The 25,493-nt window shown below is 37.4% G+C and carries 27 protein-coding genes; 24 read left to right on the top strand and 3 right to left on the bottom strand.

The window, feature by feature from the left end:
- From rpe to spoVM, 3 genes are read left to right on the top strand one after another with little or no spacing between them, the layout of a single operon-like run.
- Positions 1–663 carry a ribulose-phosphate 3-epimerase gene (gene rpe / locus ACFQ3N_RS06370; protein WP_390360627.1) on the top strand — a complete coding sequence of 221 codons (663 nt, stop codon included), beginning with the start codon at positions 1–3 and terminating at the stop codon, positions 661–663.
- 5 nt (positions 664–668) lie between these two features.
- Entirely contained in the window at positions 669–1,337 is a 669-nt protein-coding gene (locus ACFQ3N_RS06365; protein ID WP_390360625.1) for a thiamine diphosphokinase, read from the top strand.
- Between the two features lie 31 nt (positions 1,338–1,368).
- Positions 1,369–1,452 (top strand): stage V sporulation protein SpoVM, encoded by an 84-nt coding sequence (spoVM, locus tag ACFQ3N_RS06360; RefSeq protein ID WP_390360735.1) that lies wholly within the window; start codon positions 1,369–1,371, stop codon positions 1,450–1,452.
- An 800-nt stretch (positions 1,453–2,252) separates the two neighbouring features.
- On the opposite strand, the gene rpmB is transcribed toward spoVM, so the two are convergent.
- Positions 2,253–2,441, bottom strand: a complete 189-nt coding sequence (gene rpmB / locus ACFQ3N_RS06355; protein ID WP_085992429.1) for a 50S ribosomal protein L28 — start codon at positions 2,439–2,441, stop codon at positions 2,253–2,255.
- A gap of 323 nt (positions 2,442–2,764) precedes the next feature.
- On the opposite strand from rpmB, the gene ACFQ3N_RS06350 reads away from it, so the two are divergent.
- Together ACFQ3N_RS06350 and ACFQ3N_RS06345 are read left to right on the top strand one after the other, a co-directional pair.
- Positions 2,765–3,127, top strand: a complete 363-nt coding sequence (locus ACFQ3N_RS06350) for an Asp23/Gls24 family envelope stress response protein (RefSeq protein WP_390360623.1) — start codon at positions 2,765–2,767, stop codon at positions 3,125–3,127.
- Between the two features lie 127 nt (positions 3,128–3,254).
- Positions 3,255–4,922 (top strand): DAK2 domain-containing protein, encoded by a 1,668-nt coding sequence (locus tag ACFQ3N_RS06345; protein ID WP_390360621.1) that lies wholly within the window; start codon positions 3,255–3,257, stop codon positions 4,920–4,922.
- 614 nt (positions 4,923–5,536) lie between these two features.
- Here the strand turns inward: ACFQ3N_RS06345 and ACFQ3N_RS06340 are convergent.
- A complete protein-coding gene (locus ACFQ3N_RS06340; protein WP_390360619.1) occupies positions 5,537–6,823 on the bottom strand; it encodes an NCS2 family permease in 1,287 nt (428 codons plus the stop codon).
- Between the two features lie 138 nt (positions 6,824–6,961).
- On the opposite strand from ACFQ3N_RS06340, the gene sdaAB reads away from it, so the two are divergent.
- The 9 genes from sdaAB to rnc all read left to right on the top strand — a co-directional run bounded on the left by sdaAB (position 6,962) and on the right by rnc (position 15,000).
- Positions 6,962–7,624, top strand: a complete 663-nt coding sequence (gene sdaAB, locus ACFQ3N_RS06335) for an L-serine ammonia-lyase, iron-sulfur-dependent subunit beta (protein WP_390360617.1) — start codon at positions 6,962–6,964, stop codon at positions 7,622–7,624.
- Positions 7,625–7,644: 20 nt separating this feature from the next.
- Positions 7,645–8,520: an L-serine ammonia-lyase, iron-sulfur-dependent, subunit alpha gene (gene sdaAA, locus ACFQ3N_RS06330; RefSeq protein WP_390360615.1), complete on the top strand. Its 876-nt coding sequence runs from the start codon at positions 7,645–7,647 to the stop codon at positions 8,518–8,520.
- A gap of 15 nt (positions 8,521–8,535) precedes the next feature.
- The gene (gene recG, locus ACFQ3N_RS06325; RefSeq protein WP_390360613.1) at positions 8,536–10,569 is read left to right on the top strand and encodes an ATP-dependent DNA helicase RecG; all 2,034 of its coding nucleotides are present in this window, start codon (positions 8,536–8,538) and stop codon (positions 10,567–10,569) included.
- A gap of 92 nt (positions 10,570–10,661) precedes the next feature.
- Entirely contained in the window at positions 10,662–11,255 is a 594-nt protein-coding gene (gene fapR / locus ACFQ3N_RS06320; RefSeq protein WP_390360611.1) for a transcription factor FapR, read from the top strand.
- Positions 11,239–12,246, top strand: coding sequence for a phosphate acyltransferase PlsX (gene plsX, locus ACFQ3N_RS06315; RefSeq protein WP_390360609.1), 1,008 nt, complete (start codon positions 11,239–11,241; stop codon positions 12,244–12,246). Before fapR ends, plsX begins: the two co-directional genes overlap by 17 nt.
- Positions 12,243–13,184 carry an ACP S-malonyltransferase gene (gene fabD, locus ACFQ3N_RS06310; protein WP_390360607.1) on the top strand — a complete coding sequence of 314 codons (942 nt, stop codon included), beginning with the start codon at positions 12,243–12,245 and terminating at the stop codon, positions 13,182–13,184. Before plsX ends, fabD begins: the two co-directional genes overlap by 4 nt.
- Positions 13,184–13,924: a 3-oxoacyl-[acyl-carrier-protein] reductase gene (gene fabG, locus ACFQ3N_RS06305; protein WP_390360605.1), complete on the top strand. Its 741-nt coding sequence runs from the start codon at positions 13,184–13,186 to the stop codon at positions 13,922–13,924. Before fabD ends, fabG begins: the two co-directional genes overlap by 1 nt.
- 61 nt (positions 13,925–13,985) lie before the next feature.
- Positions 13,986–14,222, top strand: coding sequence for an acyl carrier protein (acpP, locus tag ACFQ3N_RS06300; protein WP_390360603.1), 237 nt, complete (start codon positions 13,986–13,988; stop codon positions 14,220–14,222).
- Between the two features lie 94 nt (positions 14,223–14,316).
- On the top strand, positions 14,317–15,000 hold the full coding sequence (gene rnc, locus ACFQ3N_RS06295; protein WP_390360601.1) for a ribonuclease III: 684 nt from the start codon (positions 14,317–14,319) through the stop codon (positions 14,998–15,000).
- 71 nt (positions 15,001–15,071) lie between these two features.
- Here the strand turns inward: rnc and ACFQ3N_RS06290 are convergent, their stop codons facing one another.
- Positions 15,072–15,296, bottom strand: coding sequence for a DUF1128 domain-containing protein (locus ACFQ3N_RS06290; RefSeq protein ID WP_390360599.1), 225 nt, complete (start codon positions 15,294–15,296; stop codon positions 15,072–15,074).
- Between the two features lie 253 nt (positions 15,297–15,549).
- Here ACFQ3N_RS06290 and smc point away from each other — a divergent pair, with 253 nt between their 5' ends.
- The 10 genes from smc to rplS all read left to right on the top strand — a co-directional run bounded on the left by smc (position 15,550) and on the right by rplS (position 25,150).
- Positions 15,550–19,116 (top strand): chromosome segregation protein SMC, encoded by a 3,567-nt coding sequence (smc, locus tag ACFQ3N_RS06285; protein ID WP_390360597.1) that lies wholly within the window; start codon positions 15,550–15,552, stop codon positions 19,114–19,116.
- Positions 19,117–19,132: 16 nt separating this feature from the next.
- Positions 19,133–20,131: a signal recognition particle-docking protein FtsY gene (gene ftsY / locus ACFQ3N_RS06280; protein ID WP_390360595.1), complete on the top strand. Its 999-nt coding sequence runs from the start codon at positions 19,133–19,135 to the stop codon at positions 20,129–20,131.
- A 47-nt stretch (positions 20,132–20,178) separates the two neighbouring features.
- A complete protein-coding gene (locus ACFQ3N_RS06275; RefSeq protein ID WP_390360593.1) occupies positions 20,179–20,496 on the top strand; it encodes a putative DNA-binding protein in 318 nt (105 codons plus the stop codon).
- A 13-nt stretch (positions 20,497–20,509) separates the two neighbouring features.
- Positions 20,510–21,853, top strand: coding sequence for a signal recognition particle protein (gene ffh, locus ACFQ3N_RS06270; RefSeq protein WP_390360591.1), 1,344 nt, complete (start codon positions 20,510–20,512; stop codon positions 21,851–21,853).
- Between the two features lie 232 nt (positions 21,854–22,085).
- Positions 22,086–22,358, top strand: a complete 273-nt coding sequence (rpsP, locus tag ACFQ3N_RS06265; RefSeq protein WP_390360589.1) for a 30S ribosomal protein S16 — start codon at positions 22,086–22,088, stop codon at positions 22,356–22,358.
- Between the two features lie 14 nt (positions 22,359–22,372).
- A complete protein-coding gene (locus tag ACFQ3N_RS06260) occupies positions 22,373–22,600 on the top strand; it encodes a KH domain-containing protein (protein WP_390360587.1) in 228 nt (75 codons plus the stop codon).
- Positions 22,601–22,676: 76 nt separating this feature from the next.
- Positions 22,677–23,066 carry a YlqD family protein gene (locus ACFQ3N_RS06255; RefSeq protein WP_390360585.1) on the top strand — a complete coding sequence of 130 codons (390 nt, stop codon included), beginning with the start codon at positions 22,677–22,679 and terminating at the stop codon, positions 23,064–23,066.
- Positions 23,067–23,077: 11 nt separating this feature from the next.
- Positions 23,078–23,593: a ribosome maturation factor RimM gene (gene rimM / locus ACFQ3N_RS06250; protein WP_390360583.1), complete on the top strand. Its 516-nt coding sequence runs from the start codon at positions 23,078–23,080 to the stop codon at positions 23,591–23,593.
- Positions 23,593–24,330, top strand: a complete 738-nt coding sequence (trmD, locus tag ACFQ3N_RS06245) for a tRNA (guanosine(37)-N1)-methyltransferase TrmD (RefSeq protein WP_390360581.1) — start codon at positions 23,593–23,595, stop codon at positions 24,328–24,330. The genes rimM and trmD overlap by 1 nt, the downstream gene beginning before the upstream one ends.
- Positions 24,331–24,805: 475 nt before the next feature.
- The gene (gene rplS / locus ACFQ3N_RS06240; RefSeq protein ID WP_390360579.1) at positions 24,806–25,150 is read left to right on the top strand and encodes a 50S ribosomal protein L19; all 345 of its coding nucleotides are present in this window, start codon (positions 24,806–24,808) and stop codon (positions 25,148–25,150) included.
- The last annotated feature ends 343 nt before the right edge of the window (positions 25,151–25,493 follow it).

The raw sequence follows: 25,493 nt of genomic DNA, 5'->3' as shown, positions 1-25,493 counted from the left end.
ATGGTAAAAATTGCACCATCGATATTATCAGCAGATTTTTCGAAGCTTGCCGAAGAAATTATGGAGGTGGATAAGGGAGGAGCCGACTATATACATGTGGATGTAATGGATGGTCATTTCGTACCTAATATTACAATTGGCCCACTAATAGTTGAGGCAATTAAACCTGTTACAGATCTACCGTTAGACGTTCACCTAATGATTGAAAATCCGGATAGGTATATACCAATGTTCAGTGAAGCCGGTGCATCCATTATTTCTGTACACCAAGAGACATGTCCTCATTTACATAGGACTATTCAATTAATTAAAAGCACTGGAACAAAGGCTGGTGTAGTAATTAATCCAGCAACACCAGCAGAGGCAATTAAAGAAATATTACCAGATGTTGATCTTGTGCTGGTCATGACGGTTAATCCTGGCTTTGGCGGACAGTCATTTATCGAAGGGACTGTAAACAAAATGAAACAGATTGCAGCTTGGAGAAAAGAGCTTAACTTATCATTTGAAATAGAAGTCGACGGTGGGGTTAATGTTGATACAGCGAAAATTTGCACAGATGCTGGTGTAGATGTTTTAGTAGCTGGAAGTGCTGTATTTAATAGATCAAACAGAAATCAGGCTATAAGAGAAATCAAAGACGCAACAAACACTGTGGAGTAATGAATATGCAAAACGTGGGTATAATTGGGAATGGTCCAACAGAACTTATCCCAGACCTAGATAATTATAAAGACAAAATGGATATTTGGATTGGTGCAGATCGCGGTGCCATTACAATCATAGATAATGATCTACCTCTTAACTATGCACTAGGAGATTTTGATTCTATTTCAAATGAAGAAAAATCACTTATTCAACAACAAGCACATTTTTTTGAGGAATTTCCCATTGAAAAAGATCATACAGATTTAGAGATTGCCATATTTAAGGCGTATGAATTAAATCCTGTATCTATTTATTTGTTTGGTGTGACTGGTGGGAGATTAGATCATTCCTTGATCAACATCCAACTTCTTTATGCTATTATAAAAAATAACATTCAAGGGACTATTGTCGATAAATATAATCAACTAACGTTAACACTCCCGGGTACTCATACAGTTGTACGGAGTGAAGAATATCCCAATATTTCATTTATTGCTTATACTCCTGATGTTTATGGGTTAACGTTAGAAGGATTTTATTATCCATTAGAACATGAAACTGTTTCGTGGGGTTCAACTCTCTGTATATCAAACAAGCTTCTTTCAAATAATGGTACTTTTTCGTATCAAGAAGGCATACTATTACTAGTAAAGAGTCGTGATGCTATTTCTGATGCGATTCCAAAGTGACCTGTGTTGGTAAATGGAGGAGGGCGAACTCATGAAATTTTATACTATTAAGCTCCCAAGGTTTTTAGGTGGATTTGTTCGAGTGGTTATTGGAATGTTTAAAAAAGATAAGTAATGTAAGCTAGCTTTTGTCAATATTCTTGACAGAAGCTCATTTTTTTATTTGTACAAGTTAATCATAAACATTGGCTGTTTTCGCACGCATGTTGCTTTTTCAACTTCATAGTTGATATAAACTGCGACGTAACTTTAGGCTTATTTCTAAGAACGCGTGCTATTGCCACCGTCTGGGATCGCTACGGGCGGATGCTTTCCGCGGGCACGGCTTCAGCCAGGGTACTACTTGAATCATCTTCTTCGTTCCCTTGCGCTGAGGAAGCATACTTCGAAGCGTTACTAGAAGACGCAGGCGCATCTGAGCGGTGTCTTCAGACACGTGCTGTTCCAGCAGGAGTCACCGCCCTCCGCTCACCCTGACTGGTAAGGGGTTCTATTAATACTAATACAGTCCCACGACAGTAACAGAAATAACAGCGGAGGAAATACACGTAGACTCCTTGAAAATACAAACCGATTTTCTGCGTGCGATGTCTAGCTATGTAGCTTTCCTTATCCTGTGGGAGCAGAGGCCTAGCCTGAGACCCCAGAGAGCGTTAGCTCGAGGAGGCTCATCAGCCGCCCACGGGTAGAAGACACTGCGCAGTGAAACGAAGCAGATGTCGCACTTGTACCCGGATGGGTGAAAGCGAAGTGTATTTCCGTAGCGGTAGGTTAACCGTCACATCAAGTTATGTCGCAGTTTATATCTATTCTCTAAAAAGCAACAAACTTTACGAAAACAGACTAAACATAAAAGAGCACCCAATATGATTGGGTGCTCTTTAGCCACTAACTAATGTTAAGTCATCAGGTATATTATACGCGCTCTACTTTACCTGATTTAAGGGCGCGAGCAGAAACATAAACTTTTTTAGGTTTTCCATCTACCATAATACGAACTTTTTGCACATTAGCCTTCCAATTACGCTTGTTGGAATTCATAGCGTGAGAACGTTGGTTTCCACTGCGAGTTTTACGTCCAGTTACAACACATTTTCTAGCCATGGTAATCCCTCCTACTCTATACAAGTGTCATTTAGTACTTATATAATTTATCACAGGTGCCGATATAATGCAATTATTCCTTGTAATTATTGGCGTATTTTTTAGTAAATAATAAGGTATAAAACTTTTTTATCTACATAAGTGCAATTAACATGACGATTAGCCAAGTTTTCTAAACTATAAAGAAAGAACACTTGACAGATCAACGGAATTCATCCATTCTTTATAAGAAATAAAATTAGTATGGAATAATGATACTTTTAATATTGAATTGCTTGTAGTAAAATATCCTTATAACGAGTGGGTATTAGAGGAGGATAATTATGTCCATTGAACTTAATACAAATGATGGTCACGTAACGATTACAAATGAAGTTATTTCTACAATTGCTGGTGGCGCAGCAGTCGAGTGCTACGGTATTGTTGGTATGGCATCAAAAAGCCAGATCAGGGACGGGATTGCAGAAATCCTTAGAAAAGAAAATTTCTCAAAAGGTGTAGTTGTCAGACAGGAAGAAAATCATCTTCATATAGATATGTATATCATTGTTAGTTATGGTACGAAGATATCTGAAGTGGCACACAATGTACAATCTCAAGTAAAATACACCTTAAATAAGTCATTAGGTTTATCAATTGACTCAGTAAACATTTATATTCAAGGAGTTCGTGTAGCAAAGGAATAAACCTTTGCTAATTTGTACGTTTAAAATAATTATTTAAACGTATGAATCATAGGAAAGATGTTGGCTATCGCTTTATGTTGTTAGCGATTAGCCATATTTTTCTACTAGTTGTGGAGGAGGAAGTAATGTGACGGTTCAAAAGTTAGACGGAGTAGCATTTACACAAATGGTACTCGCTGGAGCACACCATTTAACTAATAATGCCCAGACCATAGATGCTTTAAACGTTTTTCCGGTTCCGGATGGAGATACAGGCACGAATATGAATTTATCTATGACTTCTGGAGCAAATGAAGTAAAACGTATTAATAGCAATAATATCTCAGAGGTAGCCCAAGCTTTTTCGAAGGGGTTACTAATGGGTGCAAGAGGTAACTCTGGTGTAATTTTATCCCAACTATTTCGCGGTTTTGCTAAAGGAATGCAAAACAAAAATTCTGTTTCTACAAAAGATCTGGCAAATGCCTTCGAAAGTGGTGTAAATACTGCTTATAAAGCTGTAATGAAACCTGTTGAAGGCACCATTTTAACAGTTGCAAAAGATGCCGCAAACCAAGCGATAAAAGAGTCAAAATTAGAAAAAGATGTAATCGCTTTAATGGAAAAAGTATTGAAAGAAGCTAAAGCATCATTAGAACGTACTCCTGATTTGCTGCCTGTATTAAAAGAAGTAGGTGTAGTTGATTCAGGTGGACAAGGTCTTGTCACCATTTATGAAGGGTTTTTAGCATCGTTAAAAGGTGAAGAACTTCCGGAAAGCGTGGCAGATTCGGTTGAAATGGATAAGATGGTTAATGCTGAACATCATAAAATAGCCCAAGATTTTATGGAGACATCTGAAATTGAGTTTGGGTATTGTACAGAGTTCATGGTTAAGTTTGAAGAAGAAAAGACAAATGAAAATCCATTTAGCAATGATGCATTCCGTGATGAACTCAGTGAGCATGGAGATTCATTATTGGTGGTATCCGATGATGAGATTGTAAAGGTACATATACATGCAGAATATCCTGGAACAGTTATGACTTTAGCTCAGCAATATGGAAGTTTAATTAATATAAAAATCGAAAATATGCGGGAACAGCATACGTCGATCGTTGGGGAACAACGACCTAAAAAAGCTGTACCAAAGGAAAAAGCTAATTATGCGATTGTAACTGTTGCGATGGGAACAGGCTTAAAATCATTACTGGAAAGCTTAGGTGCTTCTGTTGTGATTGAAGGTGGACAAACCATGAACCCAAGTACACAAGACATCACAAATGCTATTTCACAAGCAAATGCTAAAAATGTACTTGTTCTACCTAATAACAAAAATATTATCATGGCAGCAGAACAAGCAGCTGACCTTGCTGAGGGAAATGTGGAAGTAGTACCTACAAAATCAATCCCACAAGGAATAAGTGCGATGCTTGCTTTTCATCCTGATGCCGAGATAAAAGATAACAAAGAAACGATGGAAAGTGCTAGTGAAGAGGTTAAATCAGGCCAAATCACATATGCTGTTCGTGATACACAAATTGATGGAATTACAATTGAAAAGGATCATTTCATGGGGATAGCTGACGGGAAAATTATAACTTCTCATCAAGATAAAACAGAAGCTGTTAAGCTATTGTTAAAGGAAATGATCACAGAAGATGATGAAATTTTAACAATTCTTCAGGGTGAAGATGTTAGTGATGAAGAAGTCAAAGAATTGGTTAATTATTTAGAGGATATATATGAAGATGTGGAAGTTGAAGTACATCACGGAAACCAACCAATATATTCATATATATTTTCAGTGGAATAATAGAACAAAAGCTTAAATCGACCGCTAAATAAAAAATTGCCTCCTAAGTTAGGAGGCAATTTTTTATTTTTCTATGGCTGTTTTCTCACGCGTTGTTTCATTTTCAACATCATAGTTGATGTAAAATGCGTCGTAACGCTTGGTTTATTTCTATAAGTTGTGCTATTGCCGCCGTCCGGGATCGCTACGGACGGATGCTTTCCGCGGGCACGGCCTCAGCCTCCTCGAGAAAACCACTCTGCGGGGTCTTCGGACACGTGCTGTTCCCGCAGGAGTCACCGCCCTCCGCTCACCCGAACTGGTAAGGTGTTTTATTAATACAGATACAGTCCCACGACAGTAACTTAAATAACAGCGGAGGAAATACACGTAGACTCCTTGAAAATGTAAAGACCACATTTTCTTCGTGCGATGCCAAGCTATGTAGCTTTCCTTGTCCTGTGGGAGCAGAGGCCTAGTTGAGACCCCGCAGAGCGTTAGCTCGAGGAGGCTCATCAGCCGCCCACGGAAAGCGAAGTGTATTTCCGTAGCGGTAGGTTAACCGTCACATCAAGTTACGTCGCAGTTTATATCTATTGTCTCTCAAAAGCAACAAGCTGTACGAGATAGCCTTTTTAAAGACCAATGATCTTTATAATAAAGTCAAAAAGGAACAATAGAGAAATGACTATTAAAGCGATTGACAGATCTTTCTTTTTACCTAGAGCAATTTTAACAATTGGGTAGGCAATAAAACCAAATGCCATTCCATCTGCAATGCTGTACGTAAAAGGAACCATCACAGCTATTAAAAATGCAGGAAGTGCTTCTGATAAATCATCTAATGGTACATGACGAATATTTTGAGCCATTAATACACCAACAATGATTAAAATAGGGCTTATAGCCGTACTAGGAATCATAGATATCCATGGTATAATGAAAATGGTTGCTAAGAATAACAAACTTGCAGTTATTGCAGCTCTTCTGGATTTACCTTCAGATGCGATAACAGCAGCATTTTCGGCTGCTGAAACAGTTGGTGATGTACCAAAGAACGCACAGGTAAGGGAAGAAAATGCTGTAACTTGATATGCTTTTGTGTAACTCTTACTTCGTTTCAACATGTGAAGCTGACCATGTAATAATCCCATGTTTTCAAAAATTAATATCATCGCTAATGGGAATATAGCGAGCCAAAAGCTTATATCTCCTATCGCTGTAAAAGAAGGAAGAAAGAAGCTTTCACTAACATCTAAGGATAGACTTCTAGTTTCGGTATCCAAGACACCGAAAAAATAAGAAAGTGCAGTACCGGCAAGCATCGTTATAAGAAAATTAGCTGGAACATTTCTCATAAATAAGAATATAGCAAAGAATAATGTCAAGATACTAACGATTACAGTAGGTGATGTGAAATCTCCAATTGCAACCACTGATTGCTTTCCGCTGACAACAATTCCAGTATTTTCTAAACCAATTAAAATTAAGAAAAATCCGAGGCCAACTGTAATAGCATGTTTCAGCGAGTCTGGTATAGCATCTTTTAATACGAGCCCCAATCGGGTAAATGCGGTGATTAGAAAAAGTATGGCCGCTATTAGAACAACAGCTAAACCTTCCTGAAAACTAAGTCCGGTTCCTTCAACAATTGAATAAGCAAATAATGCATTGATCCCCATACCAGGTATTAAAATCAAGGGGAGCTTAGCATATAAACCCATAAGAAGTGTTCCAACAAAGCTTGCTAAAATGGTAGCGATCATACCTGTTTCAAGTGAAATTCCTGCTTCACTCAAGATAGCGCCATTAACAGCAACAATATATACTGTAGTTAGATAGCCGATTAAACCGGCTGTAATTTCTTTACGCCATGTTCCCTCAGAGCTATGTTGTAATGATTCGCTTTCGTTATAAGGCATGTAATCTCCTCATATTTCTGCTGTCCCTCTCCCACCCGATTATAAGATTTTATAATCCACAAATGATAATTATAGATGTTTTTGTTATAATTTACAATGGAGAGATAATTATACTAGAAAAATAGGCGGTGTTGCTACGTGAAATATAATTCAGTGTTTGATATCATTGGTCCAGTTATGATTGGTCCTTCTAGCTCACATACAGCAGGTGCAGCAAGAATAGGGAAAGCTGCACGTAATTTATTAGGTAAAGAACCTAAATGGGCACGTATCCATTTATATGAGTCGTTTGCCAAGACCTATAAAGGCCATGGAACAGATTTTGCATTAGTTGGTGGTTTGTTGGGATACGAAACCGATGATACCCGAATGAGTAAAGCACTAGATACAGCAAAAGAAAAAAATATGGATATAGAATTTATAGAGGATAGTGCAGCATCAGCACATCCAAATACTGCTAGATTGATTATCGGTAATGACACGGAAGATTTGGAATTAGTCGGCATATCTATCGGTGGGGGTAAAGTCGAGATCACCGAATTAAATGGATTTGAATTACGTTTATCAGGAAATCATCCGGCTATTTTAATTATGCACAATGATCGGTTTGGAGCGATAGCATCGGTTACAAAAATACTGGCAAAACATGAGATAAATATTGGTCACATGGAAGTTAATCGAAAAGATGTAGGTAAAGAGGCATTAATGGTTATAGAGGTAGACCAAAACGTAAATGACAACGTTTTAGAAGAATTGCAACATGCTGATCATATCATTCAAATTTCAAAAATTGTCAGCTGATTATAGAGAGGAGTTTTCATATGTTTCGTACAGCAGCAGAATTAGTGGAAATGGCAGAGAAAGAAAACATATTAATATCTGAAGTGATGATTCGTCAGGAGATGGACGTTAAAAATAAATCACGTGAAGAAGTCTATTCTGAGATGGAAAGAAATCTTGAGGTAATGGAAAAGGCTATAGAGGATAGCTTAAAGGGTGTGGAATCTGTAACAGGACTTACTGGTGGGGATGCTGTTCTTATTCAGAATTATATGAAAGAAAAAACACCACTCTCAGGCAATTTATTAATGGATGCTGTTAGTAAAGCAATGGGTACAAATGAGGTTAATGCTGCTATGGGTACGATTTGTGCTACACCTACAGCCGGAAGTGCCGGTTGTGTTCCTGGCACATTATTCGCAGTTAAAAATCAACTAAATCCAACAAGAGAACAAATGATTCGCTATTTATTTACATCAGGTGCGTTTGGATTTGTAGTTGCAAATAATGCGTTTATTTCAGGAGCTGCTGGTGGCTGTCAAGCAGAAGTAGGTTCAGCTGGAGCAATGGCATCAGCTGCAATAGTCGAAATGGCAGGGGGGGCACCACAGCAATCAGCAGAGGCATTTGCTATGACGTTAAAAAACATGCTTGGCCTTGTGTGTGATCCTGTTGCAGGGCTAGTAGAAGTTCCTTGTGTAAAACGCAATGCTGGAGGTTCATCACTAGCGATTGTATCTGCGGATATGGCATTAGCTGGTGTTACAAGCACAATTCCATGTGATGAGGTAATAGGAGCCATGTATCGAATTGGCAAACAAATGCCAACCTCGCTACGTGAAACAGGTGAAGGTGGCCTTGCTGATACGCCAACAGGCCGTTTATTAAAAGAGAAAATATTTGGGATGACTGTGTAGAAAGAGTGATTAAATATGCTAAGTGACTCCGTTGTGCAGGTAAAAGGCGTGGGCGAAAAATTTGCTGAAGATTTAGCAGTTGTCAATGTTTTTACTGTTGAAGATTTATTAAATTATTTCCCCTACCGTTATGATGTATTTGAAATCAAACCCCTTAGCGAATTAATTCATGATGATAAAGTAACGATTGAGGGAAGTGTTGTACATGAACCTTCCCTCACATTTTTTGCAAAAAGAAAATCCAGATTAATGTTCACGCTTGAAGTAGAAAATGTTGCCATTAAAGCAGTTATGTTTAACCGCGCCTTTGCAAAAAAACAAATTAATACAGGAGATACGGTTACGTTAACAGGAAAATGGGATGCCCATCGATTACAAATAACGGTTAGCTCTTACAAAATAGGTCCAGCAGAAAACCATGCATCGATTCAACCAATGTATTCGTTAAAAGGGGACCTTACCAACTTAAAGATAAAGAAAACGATTCGAACAGCTATAAAGGAATATGCAGATAAGGTAGAAGAGATTCTTCCACAATTTTATTTAGACACATATAAACTGCCTGATCGAAAAAACGCGCTCGTTACCATGCATTTTCCAAAGAGTAGACTGGAGCTTAAACATGCCAGAAGAAGATTTACATATGAGGAATTTTTATTATTTCAACTAAAAATGCAATTGTTACGTAAGATAAAACGTGAAGCAACAGAAGGTAATGCACAACATTACGATGTAAATAAAGTAAAGGCATTTATGGAAGGCTTTCCATTTTCATTGACAAATGCCCAGCAAAAATCACTAAAGCAGATTCTTTCAGATATGAAATCAACCTATCGAATGAACCGTCTACTGCAGGGGGATGTTGGATCAGGGAAAACAGCTGTTGCTGCAGTAAGTATATATGCTTCGATTACAGCTGGTAAACAAGGAGCCTTAATGGTTCCTACTGAAATATTAGCAGAACAACATTACGAGTCATTAGTAGATATGTTTGGCGAACGGGCTAATATCGCTCTTTTAACTGGATCAGTAAAAGGTAAAAAACGTAAAGAGATTTTAGAATTGGTTCAAAACCATGAAGTCAATATTGTAATTGGAACACATGCCTTAATACAGGATGATGTCATTTTTGACGACTTAGGGTTTGTAATTGTTGATGAACAACACCGTTTTGGTGTAGAACAGCGCCGAGTATTAAGAGATAAAGGGTTAAATCCTGATGTACTCTTTATGACCGCGACACCTATTCCGCGTACATTAGCTATTACAGCTTTTGGTGATATGGACGTTTCTGTAATTGATGAGATGCCTGCTGGGAGAAAAGAAATTGAAACGTATTGGACTAAAGCGAACACCTTTGAGCGTGTATTACAATTTATTGAGAAACGCATTGCAAATGGTGAACAAGCATATATTATTTGTCCCTTAATTGAGGAATCCGACAAACTGGATATTCAAAATGCTGTTGATCTATATGAGCAAATACAAGCGTTTTATCCGTCTGTTATTAAAACTGGACTGATGCACGGTCGACTTCAAACCGATGAAAAAGATAACGTAATGAAGCAATTTGCAGCTAATGAAATTCAAGTACTTGTTTCAACTACAGTAGTAGAGGTAGGGGTCAATGTAACAAATGCGACAATCATGGTCATTTATGATGCAGAGCGATTTGGATTGTCACAGTTACACCAGTTAAGAGGGAGAGTTGGACGAGGTGATAAGCAAAGCTATTGCATATTGATTGCAGATCCAAAAGGTGAAGTTGGAAAAGAACGCATGCGAATCATGACAGAGACTAATGACGGTTTTGAGCTATCGGAACAAGATTTAAAACTACGTGGTCCTGGTGACTTTTTTGGCAAGAAACAAAGTGGGATACCTGAATTTAAAGTTGCAGACATGATTCACGATTACCGGGCATTAGAAACAGCACGTAATGATGCACAGGAAATAATTGAAACAAACTTGCTAGAAGACAATAAAGATTTTGCAAATCTACGTACCTATTTAGAAAATGATTCATTTTTACAAGAAAAGATGGATTGAAATCAATACTTGCATATTTAAAAAGGCTATTATATATTACTATTAGTACCAAGTCATAATTTTGACGATTATAACAGTGGACGGTGCCAGCGATGAAAATAAAAAAAGAAGAACGGCAACGATTATTAACAGAGACTATTGAACAAACACCATTTATAACAGATGATGATTTAGCCAAGAAATTTAATGTGAGTATCCAAACTATACGTCTTGACCGTATGGAACTTGCCATTCCAGAGCTGAGGGAACGTATCAAATCAGTTGCTACATATCAAAGGAATGAGACGGTAAAAGCACTCCCCATCGATGAAGTGATTGGGGAAATTATTGATCTTGAGTTAGACAATCGTGCGATTTCCATTTTAGTAATTAACGAAGAGCATGTATTTTCACGTAATAAAATTGCACGAGGACACCATTTGTTCGCACAAGCAAATTCTCTTGCTGTTGCAGTAATCAATGATGAATTAGCTTTAACCGCAACATCTGAATTGAAATTTACCCGTCAGGTTAATCAGGGAGAACGAGTAATTGCAAAAGCATTTGTCGATGGGGAGAATGATAAAGGGTTAACGATTGTGCGAGTAACTAGTTATGTTGGTAATGAAGTCGTGTTTACTGGACTATTCAGTATGTATAGATCAAAGGAACAAAAAGGAGAATATTCAAATGAGACTAGCAATTGATGCAATGGGTGGAGACCATGCCCCTAAAGAGATTGTACTAGGTGCTGTGGATGCTGTTTCACAAATAGCTAATTTGAAAATAACATTAATTGGTGATGAGGAAAAAATTAAGCCACATTTATCCAACTCAAAACACATTGATATCATACATACAGACGAAGTAATAACAGCAGACGATGAACCAGTTAGGGCAGTACGTCGTAAGAGAAACGCTTCCATCGTTATTATGGCAAAGGAAGTAAAAGAGAAAAAAGCCGATGCTTGTATTTCAGCAGGAAATACCGGTGCCTTAATGAGTGCGGGATTGTTTGGTGTTGGGAGAATTCCAGGAATTGACCGGCCAGCGCTAAGTCCAACATTACCAACAATTGATGGTAAAGGTTTTTTATTATTGGATGTTGGGGCAAATGTCGACGCTAAAGCAGATCACCTAGTTCAATATGCTATTATGGGTTCGATTTATACCGAAAAAGTGCGAGCTATTGAACGCCCAACAGTAGGGCTTTTAAATGTAGGAACAGAAGATGGGAAAGGTAATGAGCTTACTAAAAAGGCATTTATTCTTTTAAAGGATGCTCCCATTAACTTTATTGGTAATGTAGAAGCACGTGATATTTTATCTGGTACGGCTGATGTAGTGGTAACAGATGGTTTTAGTGGGAATATAGCGTTAAAAACGATTGAAGGAACTGCAATGACCATGTTTTCTATGTTAAAGGAAACACTGATGTCATCATTTAAAACAAAAATGGCCGCTGGAATGGTTAAAAAAGATTTAAGAGGGCTTAAAGATAAACTAGATTACTCCGAGTACGGTGGAGCAGGGTTATTTGGATTAGCAGCACCAGTGATTAAAGCACATGGTTCATCAAATCGTCGTGCCGTATTCAATGCTATTAAGCAAGCTTGTCATATGGTGGATTATGATGTGACAGAGACAATTAAAACGATGATTGAAACAATTGATTTAGACAAGGAGGATACGGAATGAAACGAGTAGCTTTTATGTTTCCTGGACAGGGATCTCAAACAGTTGGAATGGGGAAATCCTTTTATGATAACTATCCCGAAATTCAGGAAATGTTCCACAACGCAGACGAATTACTGGATGAGAAGATAAGTGAGATTATGTTTAATGGCCCACAGGAAAAGCTAACAGAAACAGAACATGCACAACCTGCACTGCTTTTATCTAGTATAGCTGTCCATACTTTATTGTTAAAAGAAGAGATTATTCCTGTTATGGCGGTTGGACATAGTTTAGGTGAATACAGTGCATTAGTAGCAGCTGGTGCGTTAGCTTTAGAGGATGCCATTCCGCTCGTTAATACCCGAGGTAGATTGATGGAAAAAGCATTTCCTAAAGGTAAAGGTGCCATGGCAGCTGTTCTTGGGATGAATGAGGAAGCAATCACGAATACATTAGGGAAATTATCAACAGATGAAATAGTCGATATTGCGAACATAAATTGCCCAGGACAAATTGTTATATCTGGTTCTAAAGAAGGCATTGATCAGGCATCTGAGCTATTAAAAGAAAATGGAGCTAAACGAGTGTTACCATTAAACGTAAGTGGACCATTTCATTCACGGTTAATGAAAGCCGCGAACGAAGATTTTACAGATAAGCTGAATCAAGTACATATAAATAATGCTAACATTCCCGTATTTGCTAACGTTACTGGTAATCCAGAGACAGTAAGCAATGCAGTCAAGGATCTATTAATCAAACAATTGTATTCACCAGTACGTTTTGAAGAGTCGATCAAAAACATGCTTGATGAAGGTGTTGATGCTTTTGTAGAGGTTGGTAATGGAAAAGTGTTGAGCGGATTAGTGAAAAAGATAAGCCGAAAAACACCTACATTTGCCATACAGGACCCAGAATCAATGGAAGCATTCATCTCATGGTATAAGGAGGAATCCTAATGTTGCAAGGTAAAAATGCGCTCGTTACAGGTGCTTCACGAGGCATAGGTAAAGCAATTGCTTTAGAATTAGCTAAGCAAGGGGCAAATGTAGCAGTAAACTATGCTGGAAGTGAAGCGAAAGCAGAGGCTGTAGTGGAGGAAATTGAATCAATTGGTGTTAAAGCATTTAAAATTCAGGCTGATGTGGCTAATGAATCAAATGTAAAAGATATGGTGAAGGAAGTAGTCACTCAATTCGGAAGTCTGGATATTCTCGTTAATAATGCAGGTGTTACACGTGATAATTTATTGATGCGAATGAAAGAAGAAGAATTTGATCAGGTAATTAATACGAATCTTAAAGGTGTATTCGTATGTACGAAAAGTGTAACAAGACAAATGATGAAGCAAAAAAGTGGTAGAATAATTAATGTTGCTTCTATTGTCGGTGTGAGTGGAAATCCAGGACAGGCGAATTACGTAGCGGCTAAAGCTGGTGTAATCGGCTTAACCAAAACAACAGCTAAAGAACTTGCTGCCAGAAATATTTTAGTTAATGCTGTGGCACCAGGGTTTATATCGACAGACATGACAAATGCTTTGTCAGATGAACAACGAGAATCGATGTTGTCGATGATTCCATTAAAAAAGCTAGGAAAAGCAGAAGATGTTGCAAAGGTTGTTCGCTTTCTAGCATCAGATGATGCAAATTATATTACAGGTCAAACCATTCATATTGATGGCGGAATGGTAATGTGAAAACCAAAAGCAGAAGCTTGGCCCGGTCTGTGTGAAAGATATTGAAGGGAGGTGACGTATTATGGCAGATGTATTTGAACGCGTAAAAACAATTATCGTTGACCGTCTTGAAGTTGAAGAATCTAAGGTGAAAATGGAAGCCTCTTTCAAAGATGACCTAGAAGCAGATTCATTGGACGTTGTTGAGCTTGTAATGGAGCTTGAGGATGAATTTGATATGGAAATTGCTGATGAAGAAGCAGAAAAAATTAATACTGTTGGAGATGCTGTTAACTACATAAACAGTACCCAGTCATAATAAAGTTGGAAGTCTCGCGTCTTGCGAGACTTTCCGTATATTAACCTTTTGTTGTAAAATAAACGTAAATTTAATCATAAAGTGGTGAGAACGTATGAATGTTTCACAATTGCAAGATCAACTTGGTATAACATTTAATAACCATGACTTAATTACTCAAGCTTTTACCCATTCATCCTATGTGAATGAGCATCGTGAAGTACCTTCTTCGGATAATGAACGTTTGGAATTTTTAGGGGATGCCGTATTAGAATTAGGAGTATCGCAATATTTATTTCGCAAAAATGATAATATGGCAGAAGGAGAATTAACCAAGCTGAGAGCTGCAATTGTTTGTGAAGCTTCACTAGTAAACTTTGCTCGTGAATTACAGTTAGGCGATCATATTTTGCTAGGAAGAGGCGAGGAACAGACTGGAGGAAGGGACAGACCCGCTCTACTTGCAGACGTTTTTGAAGCATTTCTAGGAGCACTTTACTTGGATCAAGGATTCGAGATTGCACTAGATTTCTTGAAAAAATATGTATTTCCGAAAATAAGTACAGGTGCTTTTTCGCATGCGATGGATTATAAAAGTCAGTTGCAAGAGTTCGTACAACAATATAAAAATCGTACGATAGAATATAGAATAGTAGAAGAAAAAGGCCCTTCACATAATAAAGAGTTTGTAGCTCAAGTAGTTATTCAAGAAAATATAGCAGGCGTTGGTGTTGGTAGAACGAAGAAAGAAGCTGAACAACGGGCTGCAAAGAATGCATTGGACACATATAATAATTAATAGTAATAAAGCAGTAAAAAGGCTGTGCTTCACGTCGTGTGAATGAACAGCCTTTTTACTTCATCATACTTTTAACTTTTCCGCACTGACCGTAACTCATCAATGAAAGCTTGTGCTTCTGAAGCGCTTAAATGTCCTTTTTGAACAATCATGTCATACATAAATTTTATATCATCATATTTATCTATGTCATAATCTTCCGGATCCATAATGGTCCGATTAACTACTTTCAAGCGATCTGCTAATTCATCTAAGAGAAACTTCAAATTTTCTTGTGTTGGGTTTTCTAAGTTCATATATACACCTCACCATTTAGAATAATAACAAAGGATGGAACGCATGGTATGTAGGGAATAGAATAATCAGTTCCGTATTTCTTTTGTTACTATGTTTATGATAAAATAAATGCGATAAAAAACCAAATTATTTTAGAATAAAACTTTACATATTATAAGTATTAATGACGAAATAAGTAGAAAACGGATCATACATAAAGAAGAATTAAACATGGTTTTTATAACTGTTTGTAATCCGAATAGGAGAATGTATATGTATTTAAAACGGTTAGAAAGTGTGGGCTTTAAGTCTTTTGCTGAGCGAATTAATGTTGTCTTTGTGCCCGGAGTTACAGCAGTTGTAGGCCCAAATGGAAGCGGAAAAAGTAATATAACCGATGCAATACGCTGGGTACTAGGTGAGCAATCTGCAAAATCACTACGTGGATCCAAAATGGAAGATATCATTTTCCAAGGTAGTGACTCTAGAAAGCAATTAAATGTAGCAGAAGTTTCCTTAGTTTTAGATAATAGTGACCAAGCACTCCCTTTAGATTATGAGGAAGTAAACGTAACAAGACGAGTCTACCGTTCAGGGGAAAGTGAATTTTATATTAACAAACAATCGTGTCGACTAAAAGATATTGTCGATTTATTTATGGATTCCGGATTAGGGCGAGAAGCCTTTTCGATCATCAGTCAGGGAAAGGTAGAAGAAATTTTAAGTTCAAAAGCAGAAGAACGACGTACGATCTTTGAAGAAGCTGCTGGTGTTTTGAAATATAAGCAACGAAAGAAAAAAGCCGAATACAAATTAGCTGAAACACAAGAAAACTTAAATCGTGTAGAAGATATCATTCATGAAATTGAGCAACAGATCGATCCATTGGAAGAGCAAGCTGAAACAGCTAAGAAGTATCTCGATAAAAGAGAACAGTTAAAACAGCAGGAGATTTCGCTTCTTGTTACGGAAATTGAACAGCTTCATGAACAATGGCAAGCATTGTTGAATGAACTGGAAAACGAAAAGATGCAGGAAATTAATCTGAAGACAGAAATACAGCAAAAAGAAGCGACATTAGAGAATGAAAGACAAAAGGTTCAAAGCTTAGATGAGGCTATTGAAGAGCTTCAGTCGAACCTTCTAAAAACGACACAACAACTCGAACAATTTGAAGGTAAAAAACAGGTGCTTAACGAACGTACAAAACACTTTGATGAAAATAAGCAAAAGCTTGAGTCACAAAAAAGGGAAACAGCAAGCAGAATTGAAAAAATAAGTAAAGAGCTTGAATTGGAAAAAGACAAGTTAGCAGATGTTCAAGCAATTAAACGGGATACCAAGCGAAAAGTAGAACAACTTGAAGCTAGATTGACAACAGAGAAAGAAAATATAGCTGATCGTATTGAAGAAATGAAATCAGAGTATATCGAGTTTTTGAATAAACAGGCTGCAAAGCGAAATGAGAAACAATCTATTCAGCAGCAGCTAGAACAAATAACAGGAAAAAAAGATAAACAAGCTGAAAAATTCGAAGGTCTTATTGTGCAACGAGATGCTTTAATAAAGGAGCAAAATCAGACGCAATCCTACTATAAAAAACTAGAAAAGAAGTTTGAAGAAAAGGAAATGACGATAAATCAGTTAAAAAGTGATTTAGAAAATGAACGAAAGCAATATCAAGAATCCCAGATTAAACTTAATAAAGGTTATCAATATATTGAAAAACTGAAATCGAAGAAAGAAATGCTTGAAGAAATGAAAGAAGATTTTCAAGGTTTTTTTCATGGTGTTAAGTCAGTACTAAAAGCGAGAGAAGAAAATAAACTCCAAGACATTCATGGTGCAGTTATCGAGCTCATAGACGTACCTAATCCATATATTACTGCCATCGAAACGGTTCTTGGTGGACAAGCGCAACATATTGTAGTAGATAATGATCAGGCAGCAAGAAAGGCAATAACGTGGTTAAAGCAATCAAATAACGGACGAGCAACTTTCTTACCACTAGGATCGATACAACCTCGATTTGTTTCCAAAGATATACTAGCAAAAATTAACGGACATGACGGATTTGTTGGAATAGCCAATGATTTAGTAACAACAAATCCCGCATATCAAAAAGCTGTTGATCACCTAATGGGTCATGTATTGATTGCTAAATCATTAAAAGATGCGAATGAAATCGCTAAGACAGTTATGCGAAAGTTTAGAGTGGTAACACTTGATGGGGATGTGGTTAATCCAGGTGGCTCCATGTCAGGTGGTGCACAGAAGAAAACAAATCAATCCTTATTCACAAGAGAAAAAGATTTGCAGGAAATGACCGAAAAACTAGAAGAATTTCAGGAAAAAGCTACGGCTTTTGAACAGAAAGTTAAGACAGAAAAGCATCAAATGGTTGAAAAGGAAAAAATGCTTAAAACCCAAGAACAGTCAAAGTATACCGAACAACAGGCTTTACAAGACATTCAATCTTCTTTAAAAGAACTAGAAATGAAGCTTTCATCCCTTAATGACAATCTTGCTTTATATGATCAGGATAAACAACAATTTGATCAGGATAGTAATGAACTAGAAAACCGAGATCAACAGTTGTCAGTAGATTTAGATGAGATAAAACAACAATTGGAAACAATACAAAAAGAAATTGATGCATTAACACATCAAGAAGCTGAATTTAAAGAGAACCAAGAACAGTTACAGAACGACTTACATCGTTATCAGGTTTCTTTGGCTGAACAGGAAGAGCGCGTCAAAAATCAACGTGAAAAAACGAATGGCATTGAGGCACAGTTAACAGAACTTAACGAGCAGCATGAAGTTTATTCTACAGATTTGAATGAACTTTTGGCTCTAAAGGAGTCAGAGGAAACAGAAGTAGAGATTGACCAATCGATTCAATCCCAAAAAGAAGAAAAAGAAGCATTAATCAATACGATACAACAAAAGCGCTCAGATAGATCAAACCGAACGAAACGAATGGAAGATCAGGAACGAGAGTTAAAAGAAGAAAATAAAAAGCACCAAACATACATGCAAGCGATCCAACAAAAAGAAGTAAAGGCAAATCGATTAGATGTCGATTTAGAAAACCGCTTAACCCAACTACAAGATGAATATACAATTACCTATGAAAAAGCAAGACAAGAATATGAAAAAGTTGAAAGTATAGAGGAAGCAAAATCCAAAGTCAAGCAAATAAAACAAGCAATTGATCATTTAGGAACAGTTAACCTAGGAGCAATTGACGAGTACGAACGAATCTCTGAGCGTTATACATTTTTATCTGAGCAAAAAAATGATCTAGTAGAAGCAAAACAGACATTATATTCTGTTATTGCTGAAATGGATGAAGAAATGCAAAAGCGTTTTGGTGAAACATTTTCAAAGATTAAGGAAGAGTTTGCTGTTGTTTTTCAGCAGTTGTTTGGAGGGGGTAGCGCTGAATTAAAGCTAACCGATCCCAAAAATCTGTTGGATACAGGTGTTGAAATCGTTGCTCAACCACCAGGTAAAAACCTGCAACACTTAGGTTTACTGTCTGGGGGAGAACGTGCATTAACAGCTATTGCGTTATTATTCTCGATTCTACGTGTGCGTCCTGTACCATTCTGTGTATTGGATGAAGTCGAGGCGGCACTAGATGAAGCAAATGTTGTCAGGTTCGCAAAATATGTGAAATTATACAGTGAAAATACGCAGTTTATTGTAATCACACATCGTAAAGGTACGATGGAAGAAGCGGACGTACTATATGGTGTGACTATGCAGGAATCTGGCGTGTCACGACTTGTTTCGGTTCGACTAGAAGATACGAAAGAATTAGTACAGTCATAAGGAGGAAATATAGTAAATGAGTTTCATGGATAAATTGAAAAACAAATTCAAACAAAATGATGAAACAGAAGAGGTATCAACAAAATATAAAGAAGGTATGAAAAAGACAAGAAACTCCTTTTCGGGGAAAATCAATGATTTAATTGCCCGCTATCGTAAAGTGGATGAGGACTTTTTTGAGGAATTAGAAGAAGTTCTGATTTCTGCTGATGTTGGTGTTATGACGGTCATGGATTTAATTGATGAATTAAAAATGGAAGTAAAACGCCGTAACATCAAAGATACCAAGGAAGTTAAGGACGTTATTTCAGAAAAGTTAGTAGAAATTTATTATGGCGATGATAATGAACAAATAGAAGCATTAAACTTACAGGAAAATCAACTGTCGGTTATATTAGTTGTGGGTGTAAATGGTGTTGGAAAAACAACTTCTATTGGTAAATTGGCACAACAATTAAAACAAGACGGCAAACGTGTTGTGCTTGCTGCTGGTGATACCTTCCGTGCAGGAGCTATCGAACAGCTTGAAATTTGGGGAGAGCGTGCAGGAGTTGATGTTGTTAAGCAAGGTGCAGGAAGTGATCCGGCAGCAGTAATCTTTGATGGAATAAAAGCAGCCAAATCACGAGAAGCTGATGTATTAATATGTGATACTGCTGGACGTCTTCAAAACAAGGTTAATTTAATGAATGAGCTATCTAAAGTGAAACGTGTAATTGAGCGAGAAGTTCCAGGTGCTCCACATGAAGTATTACTTGTACTTGATGCTACAACTGGACAAAATGCACTAAGTCAGGCTAAAACTTTCTCAGAAGCAACAGATGTATCTGGGATTGTATTAACGAAGCTTGATGGAACGGCAAAGGGAGGTATTGTATTAGCGATACGTAATGAGTTAAACATCCCCGTTAAATTTGCTGGACTTGGTGAACAAATTACGGACCTTCAACCGTTTGATGCACACGCATTTGTATATGGGTTGTTTGCCGATCTTCTTGAAGAGAACGAAAAATAATGTTATTATTTTTGTAAAGGATTTTCACTTAACAAGGGGTGTATGGATTGCTGGAAAAGACAACGCGAATTAATTATCTATTTGATTTTTATCAAGCATTATTAACCCCAAAGCAGCGTAACTACATGGAATTGTATTATCTGGAAGACTACTCATTGGGTGAAATTTCCGAGCAATTTCAAGTTTCAAGACAAGCTGTATATGATAATATTAAACGTACAGAAACGATGCTGGAAACTTATGAAGATAAATTACTTTTATACGAAAAATTCCAGCAACGGTCTGATCTTTTGAAAGAACTGGAAGAATCCGTAACAGATGAAAAAAGTATAAATCTGCTACATCAATTAATAGAACTAGATTAGGGGGACACCTTCTATGGCATTTGAAGGATTGGCCGACCGCTTACAAGGTACGATGAAGAAAATAACAGGTAAAGGTAAAGTTAGTGAACAAGACGTTAAAGAAATGACGCGTGAGGTTCGCTTGGCGCTACTTGAAGCCGATGTTAACTTTAAAGTGGTAAAAGATTTAATTAAACGCATTAAAGAACGTGCTACTGGTCAGGAAGTTATGGAAAGTTTAACACCTGGACAACAGGTTATTAAGGTTGTAAAAGAAGAATTAACAGAACTGATGGGTGGCGAGCAAAGTAAAATTGCTGTAGCCGATCGTTCCCCAACCGTTATCATGATGGTAGGTCTGCAAGGTGCAGGTAAAACAACCACAACAGGAAAACTTGCAAATCACTTACGAAAAAATCATAATCGTTCCCCATTGTTAGTAGCTTGTGACATTTATCGTCCGGCAGCAATTAAGCAATTGGAGACGCTCGGGACACAACTAGATATGCCTGTTTTTTCAAAAGGTACAGAAGCAAATCCAGTTGATATAGCCTCAGAAGCGATTGAACAAGCTAAAGCCGAACACAATGATTACGTCATTATTGATACTGCAGGTCGGCTGCATGTTGATACGGATCTAATGGATGAGCTTGAGCAAATTAAATCAACGGTAAAACCAGATGAAATTTTCTTAGTGGTGGATGCAATGACGGGTCAGGATGCGGTTAACGTTGCAGAGAGCTTTAATGAGCAACTTGATATTTCAGGTGTAGTTTTAACAAAACTTGATGGTGATACACGTGGTGGTGCTGCACTTTCCATTAAAGCCGTAACGGATAAACCAATTAAGTTTGCTGGTATGGGTGAAAAATTGGATGAATTAGAAGCATTCCACCCAGAACGAATGGCATCCCGAATACTAGGTATGGGTGATGTTTTAACGTTAATTGAAAAAGCACAAACTAATGTTGATGAAAAGCAAGCAAAAGAATTAGAAGAAAAAATGCGGACAGCATCATTTACATTTGATGACTTTTTAGAACAAATGGGTCAAGTGAAAAACATGGGTCCATTAGACGACTTAATGGGAATGATTCCAGGTGCTAACAAAATGAAAGGATTGAAAAATGCACAGTTGGATGAGAAACAGTTATCCCACGTAGAGGCAATTATTCAATCGATGACCAAAAAAGAGCGGCAAGAACCAAGTATCATGAATGCTAGTCGTAAGAAAAGAATAGCAAAAGGTTCTGGAACTTCGGTTTCACAAGTAAACCGTCTGCTCAAACAATTCGATGAAATGAAGAAAATGATGAAGCAAATGACGAACATGCAAAAAGGCAAAAAAGGTAAAGGAATGAAGTTTCCGTTTATGTAACAACCAACAGAAACAACATTTATTCAGTTGCTTTGGTGCATATTTTATTTAATACTTTAATGTAATGGAAAAACACTTTACAGACATCCAAGTTTCTGATAGAATCTAAACTTGGCAGGTAAGAAAGTATAAAACTTCCTTATCTGAATAAGTGCAACTAGGTCATTTGCCATAAAGGCTTGGCAAACGACAAGTTATCTAATGAAAAACATTATTATTGGAGGTGCAAGACATGGCTGTGAAAATTCGTTTAAAACGTATGGGTTCTAAAAGAAATCCTTTTTACCGTATTGTAGTTGCTGATTCACGTTCTCCTCGTGACGGACGTTCTATTGAGCAAATTGGAACATATAACCCAGTTGTTAATCCAATTGAAGTAAAAATAGATGAAGATAAAGCATTAAGCTGGATGACAAACGGTGCAAAACCAAGTGATACAGTTCGCAATCTTTTCTCAAAAGAAGGCATCATGAAGAAATTCCACGAACAGAAAAATCAAAAGTAAAGTAGTGTGATATCATGAAAGCCCTAATCGAGTCAATCGTTACACCATTAGTCGATCAACCAGAAGACATTGTTGTAACTGAAACAGAAGAGGAAACAAAAATTGTTTACCATCTAACTGTGAATCAAAACGATGTTGGTAAGGTTATCGGCAAAAATGGACGTATCGCAAAAGCAATTCGAACAGTTGTTTATGCAGCTAAATCGGATGCAAACAAACGTATTTATTTGGATATTATGTAAAGGGAGAGGGGATACCTTTCCCTTTTTACTAATCTCTGTATTCTATTCTATATTGTTTTGAGAGTGAGGAACAATAGTGAAAATAATAAAGAAAGTGTTAATCAAGCAAATTATCACAGAGAAGAGCAAACAAAAGCTACATAAAAACTTTTATAATCATAAAATGCGACTTGAACAAGAGTGTCAACAGCTCCTGTTTGAACAACGTAAAGTGCAGAATAAAACAGGGGTGTCAAAGCAGGAGTTAAGTCAACGGTTTCAACAGGAAATCAAAAATCGCAAAGAAAAAATTAAGCTAATTGATTTTAAGATTGAGCAATTGGATATGCTAGAAATTGGCCGTGAAATTGTTGAAAAAGAAGTTGAGGCTCTTGTTGAAGTGGGTCTTGGAGCGCATTGGAATGAGATCATGGACGAATCAGCAATCGTTATTGAAGATGATGTTGTGATACGTATTGATGAATAGCAGGTGAAATGATGACTGAAAAAATGTTTAATGTAGGAAAAATAGTAAATACTCATGGAATTCGTGGGGAAGTGAAGGTACATCGGATAAGTGACTTTGATGAACGTTTTACGGTTGGTGAAACACTTATATTGGTGAGGGAAAATCAAGAGCCGGTTACATTGGAAGTAAAAAGTCACCGTATCCACAAAGGTTTTGACCTTTTACAGTTTAAAGGACTTGAGGATATTAATGACGTAGAGCATTTTAAAGGTGCTTTTTTAAAGATTACAGAAGAACAGTTAACCGAATTAGAAGAAGATGAATTCTATTATCATGAAATTATTGGTTGTGTTGTTCACACTACAGATGGCGAAAAATTAGGTGTAATTAAGGAAATCTTATCCCCAGGAGCTAATGATGTATGGGTAGTAAAACCTGAAAAAGGCAAAGACATACTCATTCCTTATATTGAGGATGTTGTCAAAGAAATAGATGTGACTTCAAAAAAAGTGATCATTGAGCCTATGGAAGGACTGCTTGACTAATGCATATTGACGTATTAACACTCTTTCCGGATATGATATCTGGCATTTTCAATTCTTCGATTCTTAAAAAAGCAAGTGATAATGATAAGTTCAGTTATAATTTGGTAAACTTTCGTGACTATACAGAGAACAAGCACAAAAAAGTTGATGATTATCCATATGGTGGTGGAGCCGGAATGGTGTTGACTCCACAGCCTGTTTTTGATGCTGTTGAAGCGGTAACCAAAGAAAAAAAAACTAAACCTCGTGTTATTCTCATGTGTCCCCAAGGTGAACCATACAATCAGAAAAAAGCTGAAGAATTAGCAGGGGAAGATCATCTTATATTTATTTGTGGACATTACGAGGGTTACGATGAACGTATTCGGGAAAATCTTGTAACGGATGAAATATCAATTGGTGATTATGTATTAACAGGTGGAGAACTAGGGGCAATGGTCGTAATTGACAGTGTTGTCAGACTGTTACCTGATGTGCTTGGTAACAAAGAATCTGCACCGGAAGATTCATTCTCTACTGGTTTGCTAGAACATCCTCACTATACAAGACCGGCTGATTTTCGCGGGTTAACAGTACCAGACGTTTTGATGTCTGGTGATCATGCGAAAATCGAAGCATGGCGAAAGAGAGAATCTTTGAAACGAACCTATGAACGCCGGAAAGAATTATTACGTGAACAAAACTTAAGTGATGAAGATATAAAAATAGTAAATGAAATTAAAAATAAAGATAAATAAGTTATGATTATTGTCTATTCAAGGCTGTTTTCGTAAAAATTGTTGCTTTTGAGAGAATAGATATAGACTGCGACGTAACTTGATGTGACGGTTAACCTACCGCTACGGAAATACACTTCGCTTTCACCCATCCGGGTACAAGTGCGACATCTGCTTCGTTTCACTGCGCAGTGTCTTCTACCTGTGGGCGGCTGAGGCCGTGCCCGCGGAAAGCATCCGTCCGTAGCGAACCCGGACGGCGGCATAGCACAACTTATGGAAATCAACCAAGCGTTACGTCGCAGTTTACATCAACTATGAAGATGAAAAAGCAACAATGCGATAATCAATATAATTGATTTTCAGTTTTAGTTGAACTCAGACTATCATTATGGTATATTTATTGTTGTGCTTAAGTACAATACTTAAGTCGTATAAACGATGTTCCGCTGTCCCTAGTGAGATATGAGCATTGGTTTGGAAGGAGTGAAACAAGATGCAAAAATTAATAGAAGACGTTACAAAGGATCAACTTCGCACTGATCATCCTGATTTCCGTCCAGGTGATACTGTCAAAGTACACGTGAAGGTTGTTGAAGGAACTCGTGAACGTATTCAGGTTTTCGAAGGTGTTGTTATCAAACGCCAAAATGGCGGAATCAGCGAAACATTTACAGTAAGAAAGATTTCTTACGGTGTAGGTGTTGAACGTACATTCCCAGTACATTCACCTCGTGTCGCGAAAATCGAAGTTTCACGTCGTGGTATTGTCCGTCGCGCGAAACTATACTATCTTCGTAATCTACGTGGAAAAGCAGCACGTATTAAAGAACGTCGCTAATAAAGATAATGTTATTGGAAAGGAGCTTGGCAATGTGCAAGCTCCTTTTTGTTAGTCTAAGAAATTTTAGATTTTGAAGTCTGTGGATAATTTATTGACTGTGTAAGCCGCGTCCATCTCCAGCGCCCGTGCTGTTAGTGGGCTTCCTGACCCTCCTTACGATAAGTCAACATCGATTCGCTTACGCTCTTCGTGTTTCCTTTCCCGTTATTGACTTATCGCCAATAGTGGGAAAGTCAAAGTGAATCTTATACTCTGGAGTGAATCTATGCGGATATGGAAGATCGACTAAAACCACCGCTTTCGGCGGCAACGTAGACCCACCCGCGATGCGCGGGCACAA

This window comes from Virgibacillus byunsanensis, from assembly GCF_042675965.1.
GTDB classification, from domain to species: Bacteria; Bacillota; Bacilli; order Bacillales; family Amphibacillaceae; genus Virgibacillus_R; species Virgibacillus_R byunsanensis.
This window is presented reverse-complemented; position numbering and strand designations above follow the sequence as displayed.